10 protein-coding genes are annotated in these 14,306 nt (G+C 33.9%); all 10 read right to left on the reverse strand.

What is annotated here, in order from left to right; genetic code table 11:
* Positions 1-171 precede the first annotated feature (171 nt).
* Entirely contained in the window at positions 172-1,845 is a 1,674-nt protein-coding gene (locus BTJ66_RS10560) for a glycerol-3-phosphate dehydrogenase/oxidase (protein ID WP_099090917.1), read from the reverse strand.
* Positions 1,846-1,990: 145 nt separating this feature from the next.
* A complete protein-coding gene (gene glpK / locus BTJ66_RS10565) occupies positions 1,991-3,493 on the reverse strand; it encodes a glycerol kinase GlpK (RefSeq protein ID WP_099090918.1) in 1,503 nt (500 codons plus the stop codon).
* Between the two features lie 176 nt (positions 3,494-3,669).
* Positions 3,670-4,488 (reverse strand): MIP/aquaporin family protein, encoded by an 819-nt coding sequence (locus BTJ66_RS10570; protein WP_099090919.1) that lies wholly within the window; start codon positions 4,486-4,488, stop codon positions 3,670-3,672.
* A gap of 171 nt (positions 4,489-4,659) precedes the next feature.
* Entirely contained in the window at positions 4,660-5,694 is a 1,035-nt protein-coding gene (locus tag BTJ66_RS10575; protein WP_099090920.1) for a S66 family peptidase, read from the reverse strand.
* Between the two features lie 203 nt (positions 5,695-5,897).
* Positions 5,898-6,431, reverse strand: a complete 534-nt coding sequence (locus tag BTJ66_RS10580) for a glycerol-3-phosphate responsive antiterminator (protein ID WP_099090921.1) — start codon at positions 6,429-6,431, stop codon at positions 5,898-5,900.
* Between the two features lie 11 nt (positions 6,432-6,442).
* Positions 6,443-8,401 (reverse strand): DNA mismatch repair endonuclease MutL, encoded by a 1,959-nt coding sequence (gene mutL / locus BTJ66_RS10585; RefSeq protein ID WP_099090922.1) that lies wholly within the window; start codon positions 8,399-8,401, stop codon positions 6,443-6,445.
* Between the two features lie 12 nt (positions 8,402-8,413).
* On the reverse strand, positions 8,414-11,065 hold the full coding sequence (gene mutS, locus BTJ66_RS10590; RefSeq protein WP_099090923.1) for a DNA mismatch repair protein MutS: 2,652 nt from the start codon (positions 11,063-11,065) through the stop codon (positions 8,414-8,416).
* A gap of 748 nt (positions 11,066-11,813) precedes the next feature.
* Positions 11,814-12,302 (reverse strand): energy coupling factor transporter S component ThiW, encoded by a 489-nt coding sequence (gene thiW / locus BTJ66_RS10595; RefSeq protein WP_099090924.1) that lies wholly within the window; start codon positions 12,300-12,302, stop codon positions 11,814-11,816.
* 39 nt (positions 12,303-12,341) lie between these two features.
* Positions 12,342-12,701, reverse strand: coding sequence for a YlbF/YmcA family competence regulator (locus tag BTJ66_RS10600; protein WP_099090925.1), 360 nt, complete (start codon positions 12,699-12,701; stop codon positions 12,342-12,344).
* On the reverse strand, positions 12,701-14,242 hold the full coding sequence (miaB, locus tag BTJ66_RS10605; RefSeq protein WP_099090926.1) for a tRNA (N6-isopentenyl adenosine(37)-C2)-methylthiotransferase MiaB: 1,542 nt from the start codon (positions 14,240-14,242) through the stop codon (positions 12,701-12,703). The genes BTJ66_RS10600 and miaB overlap by 1 nt, the downstream gene beginning before the upstream one ends.
* Positions 14,243-14,306 lie beyond the last annotated feature (64 nt).

Below are 14,306 nucleotides of genomic sequence, written 5' to 3' on the forward strand. Positions count from 1 at the left end.
AGAGACTACAGGCTCGAACCATACCCCAGGCAAGCATGCACGGTCAAAATCGTAAGATTTTAAATATAAAGAGGACTAACCCATAAAGGATTAGCCCTCTTTTTTTGAGATTGGGTATTTATGTCCCAGCCTCTTCTATTTAAGTCATATCACTTAATGAAATATTTAAGTTTATTCTTTTACAGCTGGTTGATGATTACCTGTTTGTGCTTCATCAATCGCAATTTGTAGTTCTTTTGTATAAGCTTCTTTTTCAATATTTGTATATCCTAATAAACTAGCCATTACATCGACTACTTGCGCTTTATAGTTTAATACATCATCAATTTTAAAGTAGAGTTTACCTGTACGACGGATAAAGAAATCTGTTGGGCGATATACCATTTCATTTTGAATTGAGTAAACTAATTCAGTATAAATATCTAATGGTAAACCAGTTTCTTGATATTGTGCTGTTTGAGCAATTTTGAATAACTCTTCAGCATTTGAACCGTATTTTGAAGCAAAGTGACGTGCTGTTGCCTCATCTATTTGATAAGATTTCGCTTCTTCAACTTTTTGTTCAATGAATTTAGCAAAGTTAGCACTACCGCCAACATCACCGCCAGAAATTGTTAAGTGTTTTGTAGCACACTTAGCAAATTTAAGACCATATTCTGTTTTTAAGCGTTTTGCTAATAAATCAACAATTTCAAGTGCCATATGACGATAGCCAGTTAGCTTACCACCTGCAATTGTTAATAAACCAGATTTACCTTCCCAAACTTCATCTTTACGAGAAATTTCAGAAGGATCTTTACCTTCTTCTAGGATTAGTGGTCTGATACCTGCCCAAGATGATTCGATGTCTTCATCAGCAACATTGACATCTGGGAACATATAGTTAATTGCATCAATGAGATAATCTCTATCTTCTTGGTTAGCTAAAGGTGCTGTCTTATTGTTGTCATAGAAAGTATCTGTTGTTCCAACATACGCTTTGCCTTCACGAGGAATAGCAAAAATCATACGACCATCTTTCTCTGTATCAAAGTATACAGCTTGACCTAATGGGAATTTAGATTGGTCAATGACGATATGAACACCTTTTGTTAATCTTAATTGTTTATTATTGCGTGCATAGTCTCCACTACGAACTTCATCTACCCATGGACCACTTGCGTTGATCACTTTTTTAGCTTTTATTGGATAAGTTTCATTATTAATTTGATCTTCTACCTGAATACCATTTACTTTCTCATTTGAATCATATGTGAAGTGAACAGATTTAGTGTGATTAATTATTGTTGCGCCTTTTTCTTCTGCACGTTTCATGACTTCAATAGTTAAACGCGCATCATCTGTACGATATTCAACGTAAGAGCCGCCACCTTTTAAGCCTGCTTTTTTAACTAATGGCTCTTTTTCTAATGTTTCTTTCGCATTTAACATAGTTTTACGTTCAGCTTTTTTAACACCTGCTAATCTATCATACATTGTTAAACCAATAGAAGTGGTGAATTTACCCATTGAACCACCTTTATGCATTGGTAAAAGCATGCGTTCTGGTGTTGTAACATGTGGACCATTTTCATAAACGATAGCACGTTCGCGACCTGTTTCTGCCACAACGCCAACTTGTAATTGTTTTAAATAACGTAAGCCACCATGTACTAATTTAGTGGAACGTGAACTTGTACCTTGTGCAAAGTCTTGCATTTCAACAAGTGCAACTTTCATGCCTCTTTCACTAGCATCTAATGCAATACCAGCACCAGTAATACCGCCACCAATAATCACGACATCAAAATCATTATCTTTTAAATCTTTTTTAATTTGTTCTCTTTTCAATGTTGATAAACTCATAATAAACAAGCGCCTCCTAAATATTAAAAAACGAGAGACTCGTCCCATACATATATTATTGTACGAACTGAATCTCTCGTTTCTCATCTCGATATTATTAACTTACCCGTATTGTAGCATATATAACAATATTAAGTCTAATTTTTTACTCATCTTCTAATTTAAATACTTGAGTTGCTTCAACTGCTTTTTTCCAACCTTTATATAATCTTTCTCTGTCTTTTTCAATCATATCTGGTTGGAATGCTTTTTCAAGATGCCAACGATTAGCGATTTCATCTTTACTATCCCAGAAACCTACTGCAAGACCTGCCAGATATGCTGCGCCTAATGCTGTTGTTTCATTAATTTCTGGACGCTCAACACCTACATTTAATAAATCAGCTTGGAATTGCATAATGAAATTATTTTTTACTGCGCCACCATCAACACGTAAATTGTTTACTTTGATTCCTGAATCTTTTTCCATAGCTTCTAATACGTCACGTGTTTGATAACATAGCGACTCTAATGTAGCACGAATGAAATGCTCTTTTTCTGTACCACGCGTTAATCCAAAAATTGCACCTCGCGCGTCTGCATCCCAGTACGGTGTACCTAATCCAACAAAAGCTGGAACAACGTATACACCTTCTGTAGATTCAACACGTTCTGCATAATTTTCAGATTGTGGTGCTGAATTAATCATTCGTAATCCATCTCTTAACCATTGTATCGCTGAACCAGAGACGAAAATTGAACCTTCTAAAGCATAGTTAACTTTTCCATCTAAACCATAAGCAATTGTAGTTAACAACCCACTCTTAGAAGAAACTGCTTCTTCTCCAGTATTCATCAACATAAAGCCACCAGTGCCGTATGTATTTTTTACGTCACCACGATCGAAACAAGCTTGTCCAAATAAAGCCGCTTGTTGGTCACCAGCAATACCTGAAATAGGTACTTCTTTACCAAAGAAATGGTAATCAATTGTGTGCGCATAAACTTCGCTTGATGCTTTAACTTCAGGAAGCATTGTTTTAGGAATTTCCAAAATATCTAATAATTCTTGATCCCATTCTAAATCATAAATATTATAAATTAATGTACGACTTGCATTTGTATAATCTGTAATGTGAGCTTGACCACCTGATAATTTCCATACAAGCCATGAATCAATCGTACCAAATAACAAGTCACCGTTATCTGCTTTTTCTCTTGCACCCTCTACATTATCTAAAATCCATTTAACTTTTGTACCAGCAAAATATGGGTCTAATAGTAAACCTGTTTTTTCTCGGAATTTATCTTCTAGCCCTTGTTCTTTTAGGTTTTGACAAATACCTTGAGTTTGACGAGATTGCCATACAATTGCATGGTATATAGGACGTGATGTATGTTTATCCCAAACAACAGTCGTTTCACGTTGATTGGTAATACCAATACTAGCAATTTGCTCCGCTCCAACGTTACTTTCATTTAATACTTCTGCCATTACAGCTAAAACAGATGTCCAAATTTCATTAGCATCATGTTCTACCCAACCAGACTTTGGAAAGAATTGTTTGAATTCACGTTGTGCAACACCTTTGATTTTACCGTCTTTATCAAAAAGGATTGCTCTTGAACTTGTTGTACCTTGGTCAATTGATAAAATATATTTTTCCATAATTAAAATCTCCCTTTTATCACTTTTATCGAGGTTATATATGTAAAACTCATTTCATACGTTTACGATACATATTGCCTGAAATGCATTTTTACAAACATGACTATGTTACATAAATTTGTATAATATAAAGCCTGCTTATAGTTTAACTTATAAACAGGACTGTTGAAACTTAATTAATACACCGATTCGATACCTTTTGCACTTTTAGCTTTATTTAACACTATACCAAGTACAATTGTGACAATAAGTAATACAATAGCCACTACAGACATTGTATCAAAAGCACCTTTATAAAATAATCTATAAATTACGGCGCCAATCATACCACCAGTAATCGGTCCTAACACAGGAACAATTGCATAGCTCCAATTAGATTTTCCTTTACCAGCAATAGGTAAGATGGCATGTGCAATACGAGGTCCTAAATCACGAGCAGGGTTAATGGCGTATCCTGTTGGACCACCTAAACTTAAACCAATTGCAACAATTAAACCACCAACGATTAATGGATTTAAACCATCAGCGATTTTATTAATGCCGATAAACAATAAACCTAATGTAAGTGTAGCAGTACCAATAATCTCACTTAAAAAGTTAGCAAAGTAATTTTTAATTGCAGGTGCAGTAGAGAAGACACCCAATTTTGCACCTTGATCTTCTGTTTGTTTCCAATGCGCTAGATACATTAACCAAACTAAGACGCCACCCAAAATACCTCCAAGCATTTGACAAATAATATAACCAGGAACCATACCCCAGTCTAATGAACCATCCATTGCCATTGCTAACGAAACGGCAGGATTTAAATGCGCGCCAGAAATATTACCTACAGCATATACACCCATTGTAACTGCAAGGCCCCAACCTAACGCAATAACAATCCAATCCGCACCGTTTCCGGCGCTTTTTTTCAAATTAACATTGGCACAAACGCCACCCCCAAATAATACTAGTATTGCTGTTCCCAAAAATTCAGCAAAATACACATTCATAGAGACTCCTCCTAAAAAAGATAAAGAGATTCCTACAATTTTAGCCAGCTGCGAACCACCGGTTTAATTACTGTAGAAATCTCCCATCTCTGTTCTATTTATTAACTTGATTTCATCTTACACCGCTTGTGTAAGCGTTGTCAATCTTTTTTGTAAAAAACTTGTCACAATTCAAGTGCATTGCACTGCACTTTCCTTGATTAAAAATTGCTTTGAATAACAATTAATTTCTGCCTGTAATCCGTATGGAACCGTGTGCTTTGGCTCATTATGACCAAAAGACATATTGTACAAAACTGGTATATCTATAAGTTTATATCGTTTCAATACATTTAAAATCCTTTCTTTATATGCTTCATAATAAATATTATTAAATGGTTTACCAATGACAAGCCCATTACATTGACTTAGTATATCCTGTTGAATTAATGTAACTAACATGTCTTCAAATGCTGGAGGTGTCGGTGTATCTTCTGATGTCTCTAAAAATATAATTGCATCTTCAAAATCTTTTTTATTTGGAAATAATGATGTGTTTATTAAACTGACCAGCGTTTCTAAATTGCCACCAATTAATTGTCCCTGTTTTATACCCTGACCTTGTATCAATTCATACCCATGTTGTTGAATAATTTGTCTAGCAGTCATTTTATTTTCAATATTCCAAGATAATCCATAAGGTCTTATATATTCTGCTGGAGCAATATTACCAATCTTTTTGCAATTAAACCAAAATTTTTCGATATCTTTGACCGTATAATCATCCATTTCAATATTTTCTGCAAAATCAGTCAAAAGTGCCGGACCATAAAAACTAACAATTCCCATCTTATAGAACATCATGTGTATCGTTGTTGAATCGGAGTAACCAGAAAATATTTTAGGATGTTGTCTTATCGCTTCTAAATCGACAAACGGGAGTATTTCAATACTATCTTCGCCCCCAATACAACTGATAATCGCTTTTATTTCAGGATCTTTTAATGCTGCATTGAGGTCCGCTGCACGCGCTTCCGGATGATTTTGAATATAGCCCTTTCCTTTTAAAGCATTGGGCATGACTTTTACATTCAAAGCAAATACGCGCTTTAGCCTTTCAATACCTTGGTAAGTACGCCATAATATTTCAGGTTCACCTGCGAGTCCTGATGACAAGGACACAATCGCTACCGTATCACCACGAAGTAACCGCTTTGGTTTAATCATAAATCCAACCTCCTTCAACACAATATAACTAAATCTCAATAACTATAGCACATAAATCGAATTATTTATGTACACTATATAAAAAGGCTAGCTTTCACACAAAACCAATAATATCAATGCAAAATAGCCCATTTATTGATGTGCTTAACTAGCCTAGCTTTATTTGAATTTTGTATCTCACTTTCATACATGTATGATGAAAATTACCATAAATGGCGATCACTTGTAGTTATATATTTAGCGCCATTTTCTACAGCAGTATCAACTTCATCTATTGTATTAATTAAACCACCCGCAATGACAGAAGTATTCGTTTCTTCATTAATAATTTTTATCGCCTTCGAAGCAATGCCTGGTAACACTTCTACAAAGTCAGGTTCAACACGTTTAATTAATTCTATACTTCTCGATAAAGCATGACTATCTAAAATAAACACACGAAACACAGTCGTTGTATTTAATGACTTTGCTTTATTGATAACTTTTGTTTTTGTAGAAACAATGCCTTTAGGTTGATAGTTCTGTATAATATATTCACAAGCAAATTCGTCATGACTCATGCCTTTAATTAAATCAATGTGCATATATGTTTCAATTTTATGTTTCTTTAATAACTCCATAATGCTTTTAACATGACCAATATGTGTATCTAACAATACGCATTCTTTATAATCTGTTTGCGTCATTTTTTCTAAATCTTTCATAGAGCGAATTGCTGGTAAAATATAAGGTTTCATCCACTTACCTCCTAGATAGTTCGTTTGAACAATCTTTCTAATTCATAGTTTGAGAAGTTGATAATAATCGGTCTGCCATGTGGACATGTAAATGGATCTTTTGTTTCTCTTAACTGGTTGACTAAGTCTGCCATTTCGTTATTTTTTAAGTAATGATTTGCTTTGATAGACTTTTTGCAACTCATCATAATTGCAGCGTCTTCTCTTATCTTTTTAATATTTACTTTTTTATGTTCTAATACATACTCAATCATATCTTTAATAATTTCTTCCGCTTCAGAAGTTGGAAACCATACTGGATAGCTATCAACGATATAATCATTTCCACCAAACGGTTCGAGATGTACACCCACTTTGTCTAATTCTTCTTTATGTTGATTAATAATCATCAGTTCATCTGTTGAGAAATGGAATGTTAGTGGAATCAATAAATTTTGAGTATCATTGGAAACTTCTCCAATTTTCTCTCTATAATATTCATACTTGATGCGTTCTTGTGCTGCGTGCTGATCTATCATATACATACCATTTTCATTTTGAGCAATAATGTATGTCCCATGAACTTGCCCCACAACTTCCATATATGGTACGCGCCGCGAAGGATCTTTACTGACACTACCCTTGATATCATTATCGCTGTCTTTATCAGTTAGTTCAGATGTACCGCCTACACTAAACGCCGCTTCATCGATTCCATCCATTTCATCAAGCATTGCTCTCTGTGATGCGACATACTCGTCATGATCGCTTGCTGCCTCTTGTACAAATAACTGTTTGTCGTTATTCTCAGGATTTGTCATATCATGATTTAATTCTAGGTCACCTTGATCTTGAGGCGTGACATGATATCCTTCATCATACGAACGTTGGTGTTGGTTATTATTTTGTTGTTGCCGTTTTTCAAAATCAATTTTTTGTTGTTCAAATTGATCTAACACTTTATTTTTCTTAGTCAATTTATCCATATCATTTTGTGGAATCAAAATACGATCTTGAAATGCCTCTCGTATCTTTTCAACAATTAAATCAAATAATTGGTCTTCTTTCGATAACCTAACCTCTAATTTAGTTGGGTGCACATTGACGTCTACTAATATTGGATCCATCTCTATATTAATATAGCAAATTGGAAAACGTCCTATCATTAATAATGTATGATAACCTTCTTGAATTGCTTTATTTAGTAAAAAATTCTTTATATACCTACCATTTATAAAAATGGAGATATAATGTTTATTGCTTCTTGAATGTTCAGGTTTTGCAACAAAGCCTTCTAAATGATAATCACTTGTATCACCAGTAATGTGTACTAGGTCTTTAGCAACTTTCATGCCATATATTTCAGCCATAACTTCATTTGTTCGTCCGGAACCATTCGTCTTGATAATCGTTCTACCATCGGAAATCAATGAAATACGTATATCCGGATGACTCATAGCCATTCGATTGACAATATCTGTTATTTTACCCAATTCAGTATATAAACTTTTAATATATTTAAGTCGTGCTGGTGTGTTATAAAAGAGAGATTCTACTAATATATCTGTGCCACGTTTTGCTTTAGCTGGTTTTTGGTTAAGTATTTCTCCATTTTCTACATATATTTCTTGACCTTCTTCATTATCGGTACAAGTTTTCAAGGTCACTTTAGACACAGAAGAAATACTTGCTAATGCTTCTCCACGGAAACCAAGTGTGCGAATGTGGAATAAATCATCATCAGCATCTAATTTACTTGTAGCATGGCGATGAAACACAAGTCCCAAATCATCAATGCCTATACCTGTACCATTATCAACTACACGTATAGACGCTACGCCAGATTGTTCTACTTCAATGTTAATTTCGGTTGCTTGGGCATCAATGGCATTTTCTAATAATTCTTTAACTACTGACCCTGGTCGTTCAACCACTTCGCCAGCAGCAATTTTGTTTGCTAATGATGTTTGTAATTCTTTTATTTTACCCATTAGACTTCACCTCTATTTCAATTGTCGTTGTAATTCACTTAGTTTTACAAGTGCTTCTATTGGGGTCATATTAGATAGATTTAATGTCTTAATTTCATTTTCAATGTCACTATTATGCGCCGATGCATCGAATAAATCAAACGACGTTTGTTCGAACTGATTTTGTGCAACTTTATCTGTATCTTGATAAGGGGTTGACTCTTTTCCGTAAAATGCTGTGGTTTCTACTACTGAATTGGTAGATGTATGTTCATTATGCTTTAACGCATCTTGATTTAAATCGGTTTCCTTGTCAGATTGATTTCCTTGCTCGAAAGCGTCTAAAATAACTTGCGCTCTATTAATAACCGCATTAGGTAAATTGGCTAATTTAGCAACCTGAATACCATAACTATCATCAACTGCACCATCTTTAACTTTGTGAAGAAAGATTAATTCACCTTTATATTCATTAGCAGCAACATGGACATTTTTCAGACAAGGTAAAGACTGGTCCAATGTAGTTAATTCATGATAGTGCGTTGAAAATAACGTCTTAGCATTAGAAGTGTTGGCAACATATTCTATCATTGCTTGAGCTAATGCTAAACCATCATACGTTGACGTCCCTCTGCCAATTTCATCAAAAATGATTAAACTGTCTTCAGTGGCATGTGCAAGTGCTTTTTGCGCTTCAAGCATTTCAACCATGAACGTACTTTTACCCGAAACCAAATCATCAGCTGCACCTATTCTAGTGAAAATTTGATCGAAAACGGGTAAAGTAGCTGATTCACAAGGTACATAAGCACCCATTTGTGCCATGATACTAATAATTGCGACTTGTCTCATATACGTGGATTTACCAGACATATTTGGCCCCGTAATTAAATAAATAAATGTATCTTGATTTAGTGCACAGTCATTAGGGACATAATCATTATGATCCATCACACGTTCTACCACTGGATGACGTGAATTAATGAGTTCTAATGTTTTATCCTCGCTAAACGTCGGTCGTGCATAATTATATTTTTGTGCTATTTCTGCAAAACTCTGTAAACAATCTAGTTCTGATATTACCTTAGCCTGTTTTTGGAGTCTTTCAGTATAAGCCTTAGTTTGTTCTCTCAATTGCACAAATAATTGATACTCTAGTTCGATTGCTTTATCTTCAGCACCAAGAATGACATCTTCTTTTTCCTTCAATTCATCTGTGATAAAACGTTCTGCATTAGAAAGCGTTTGTTTTCTGTGATAACCATATTCAGTTGGATCAAATCCTTGTAAATTAGCTCTCGTAATTTCTATAAAATAACCAAATACTTTGTTGAAGCTAATTTTCAAAGATTTAATACCTGTTCTTTGACGTTCTTTAGCCTGTAATTCTGCTAACCATGATTTACCATTTTTCGAAGCTTCTAGGTAACCATCAAGCTCTTTATTAAAACCTGTTTTGAACAGTCCACCTTCTTTGACTGAAATTGGTGGTTCTTCTTTTAAACTATCCTCTAATAACACAAGCAAATCATCTAATGGTTCTAATGCTTTGAACTGTGCAGTCATTTGTTCATCAAAACTTGCTAATAAATGTTTTATATTAGGAATTTCTGAAATGGAATGTTTCAGTTGAATTAAATCGCGGGCATTCACATTTCCATAACTCACTCGACCAACGAGACGTTCAATATCATACACCTGATTTAAATGATTCCTTAAAGTATCTCGTTCAATAAAATGGTTAATAAATTGACTCACTGTGTCTAATCGTGATTCAATTTGCTGTTTCTGAATAAGTGGTCTATCTATCCATTGTTTTAGTCGTCTTGCACCCATAGGCGTTTTAGTCTCATCCATCAACCATAGAAGCGTACCTTTTTTGGTTTTTAAACGTATACTTTCAGTCAATTCCAAGTTACGTTTAGCATAGAAATCCATCTTCATAAAATCTATAGCTTCATATTTAATTACATTTTCAATATGTGATAGATCTCTTTTTTGGGTATGGTGAATATAATCCAATAATAATTGCGTCGCGTTGAACAGATTTGTTTCTGTCATATCGTTTACATCATAAGTGGCATTAGAAATGTCTGCTAACACTGTAATTGTTTCAGTAGTCAAACTGATTTGACGTTTTAATGATTCACCTATTTCTTCATTAACAACAATTTCATTTGGATTAATTGTTATAATTTCATTAATTAATGTTGCCTCATCTTCAAAGTGCGTTGCTTTTAACTCTCCTGTAGAAACATCACAATAACTTAATGCATAGGATGGAGTGCCTTGAATAAAGCTTAATATATAATTATTTTGTTTTTCATCCACACCACCTTGGTCCATAACTGTACCAGGTGTCACTATACGGACCACTTCACGTCGAACCATACCCTTTGTTTGTCTAGGATCTTCCATTTGTTCACAAATAGCTACTTTAAAACCATTACTGATTAAAGTCTCAATATAGCTATCAGCTGAATGATATGGTACACCACACATAGGAATAGGGTCTTCTTTTTTAGCATCACGTTTGGTTAATGTAATTTCTAAAACTCTAGATGCTACTTTTGCATCTTCAAAAAACATCTCATAGAAGTCACCCAATCTAAAAAATAATAGGCAATCTTGATATTGTGATTTTATTTTTAAATATTGCTGCATCATCGGCGTTTGGTTTGTCATATTAATAAGTCACAGTCCTTTTTATGAATTCTTATGTATTGATTGCGATATGTATAATTCCATAGGGAATCACCTAATTGTTTATATCAAATTCTAAAAACATATATAATCATGTTTTTTCATTTCAATATGGGTTGTTTCATTACCCCGCTCATTGTAACTAAATTTAGTTATTTAACTCTTAAATTTTAACATATGTTTTTAATTTTCGCTTAGTTATTCAATACAAGTGACAATATAAATTCTACGTCAAACCTTACATTTCAGCATTTTTAATAGAAAATAAATGACATAAAATAACAATGATTTGTTATTTTATGTCATAAGAGGTAGATTCATTGTGGAAAAGACTCAATATAAAATAATTATTCACTCTAATCAAAAATGAGGCTGGAGACAAGTGATTCGTCCCAACCTCTATAGACCCACTTCTCAATTTATTGAGTTAGTGGGTCTTATGCATGAGCCAAAGCTCAAGTATTCCTTAAAACCACTTCTCAATTTATTGAGTTAGTGGGTCTTATGCATGAGCCAAAGCTCAAGTATTCCTTAAAACCACTTCTCAATTTATTGCGTTAGTGGGTCTTATGCATGAGCCAAAGCTCAAGTATTCCTTAAAACCACTTCTCAATTTATTGAGTTAGTGGGTCTTTATCAACTCTAGTCATCCTTTGTGGGGCGAGACGGCGAAATTTATTTAATAAATTTACATTTCTGTCACATTCCCATTTTCAATTAACCTCATAAGCTATAAATATTTTTTCAAAATACCTTTTCTTTTCAAAATCATTAAAATAACATAACTAATAATGGCACCAATCACACTTGAAACGATAAAAGCTGTCATAAGTGGTTTGATAGCTAGATTTGAAAATCCTAAGATCCATGCTAACGGTATGCACATTAAACTTCCAATAATACCAGTACCTATGACTTCTCCTACTGCAGCCATAAATACGTGTTTACGATAATAATAAAAGCCACTTGCGAGCAGGACGCCTATCATACTCCCTGGAAAGGCAAAGAAGCTGCCAGTACCAAAAGTCATACGAATTAAAGACGAAATAAATGCTTGGGCTAGTCCAAACCAAGGACCAACAATTACTGCACAAAGTACATTTATTAAATGTTGAACTGGCGCTGCTTTTATAGGGCCTAATGGAATTACAATAATGCTACTTAACACAACATTTATTGCTATAAAAATTGCTGTTAACGTTAACTTTTTTGTCTTCATAGTGCTCATTTCCTTTCCATTAAGTACAATTACAATGGCTTAATCTTTTTCATCTTGATGTTGATTTAAACGATCAGACATCGTACGAATCATCATTTGCAATAAATCGTTTGCTTCGGCTTGTGTTTCTCTGAACTCTTCAACTATTGGTAACACATTGATATCATCTTCAATATGCTGTATTTTATCTTCTGAAGCTTTTAGCGCTTGTGCCTTGCCGTAATTTTGTAGATTAACTGATTGCTTTTGATTACGTTTCAATTCTTTCATGCGTTGTTCTAAATTTTTATTTTGATGAATTTGTGACTCCACATTATGATATTCTTTCACAGTATCTAACGTTTTAATTCGTTCACTTATGCGCTCAGCTTCAGCTAAGATATCATCTTTTTCATACATTATAATGTCACCATCGCTTGTTCACTTTCACGTAAAAATGTACCATTCAATGAAAATTGTTTTGCCTCATCCACTTGTACATCAACAATTTTACCAATCATCTCTTTAGGTGCTTTGAAGTTTACCAGTTTGTTTTTAGATGTATAACCTGCCAACACCGTATCATCTTTTTTACTTGTACCTTCACATAATACTTGAACTATATGCCCTTCATACTGATTCATAGCCTGCTCTGAATAATAAGCTACTTTTTTATTTAATTGTTGTAATCTATCTTTTTTTACATCTATTGGTACATTATCTTTCATTTTAGCAGCAGGTGTACCATCTCTTTGAGAATATATATAGGTATAGGCATGTTCAAATTCCACTTCATCATAAAGAGATAATGTCTCTTCAAATTGTTCGTCCGTTTCATTTGGATAACCTACAATGATATCAGTCGTAAGTGCTACATTTGGAATTTGTGTCTTAATACGATCAACTAGGTCTAAATAGCTTTCACGAGTGTATTTACGTCCCATAATTTTAAGTACAGCATTATTTCCTGATTGAACTGGTAAGTGGACGTGAGGCACAATATTACCTCCGTTAGCAATAACTTCAATCATTCTATCTGTAAAGTCCCATGGATGACTTGTTGTAAATCTAACTCTAGGTATATCAATGCGTGTTATATCCTCTAGTAAATCACCTAAACCATAATCTAAACCATCTATGTCTTTACCATACGAATTTACATTTTGACCTAATAGTGTTACTTCTTGGTAACCTTGACGCGCTAAATCTCTAACCTCTTCAATAATATCTTCTGGTCGTCTACTTCTTTCTTTTCCTCTTGTAAATGGAACAATACAATATGTGCAGAATTTATCACAACCATACATAATATTTACCCATGCTTTGATATGACCTTCTCTAACTTTCGGAAGGTTCTCAATTACATCGCCTTCTTTAGACCATACTTCTACAACCATTGCTTTAGAAAGATATGCTTCTTCAAGTATTTCTGGTAAACGATGAATATTGTGCGTTCCAAAAATCATATCGACATTTTGATAAGATTTTAAAATTTTATTCACAACAGATTCTTCTTGGGACATACATCCACAGACACCAATGACTGTCTCGGGTTTTTCTTTTTTTAAATGCTTTAAGTTCCCAATTTCACTAAATACTTTATTCTCGGCATTTTCACGTATTGCACATGTGTTAATCAAAATTACATCAGCCTGATTTATATCTTCTGTTGCTGTATAACCTAAGGCACCTAAAATACCTGCCATTACCTCAGTATCATGCGCATTCATTTGACAACCGTATGTTTTAATTAAGAAAGTCCTACCTTGTCCCATATTGCGATATTTTTCATCTATTTGAAAATCACGATTATAATTAATTTCTTCTTTACCACGTTTACGTGCTTCTTTTAAGCTTGGGGGTTGATACACATGTTCAAAATACTTGCTATAGTCTTTTTCTTTTTTATCTCGTTCCGCTAAAATATCTATAGAAGTATCTTTTCTTTGTTCTTCATTCACTCTACAAAACCCTTTCTATATTATAAAAACTAAGAAGAAGTATTTTAAAGATTGCTTAATATTA

It is taken from the genome of Staphylococcus edaphicus (assembly GCF_002614725.1).
Taxonomy (GTDB): domain Bacteria; phylum Bacillota; class Bacilli; order Staphylococcales; family Staphylococcaceae; genus Staphylococcus; species Staphylococcus edaphicus.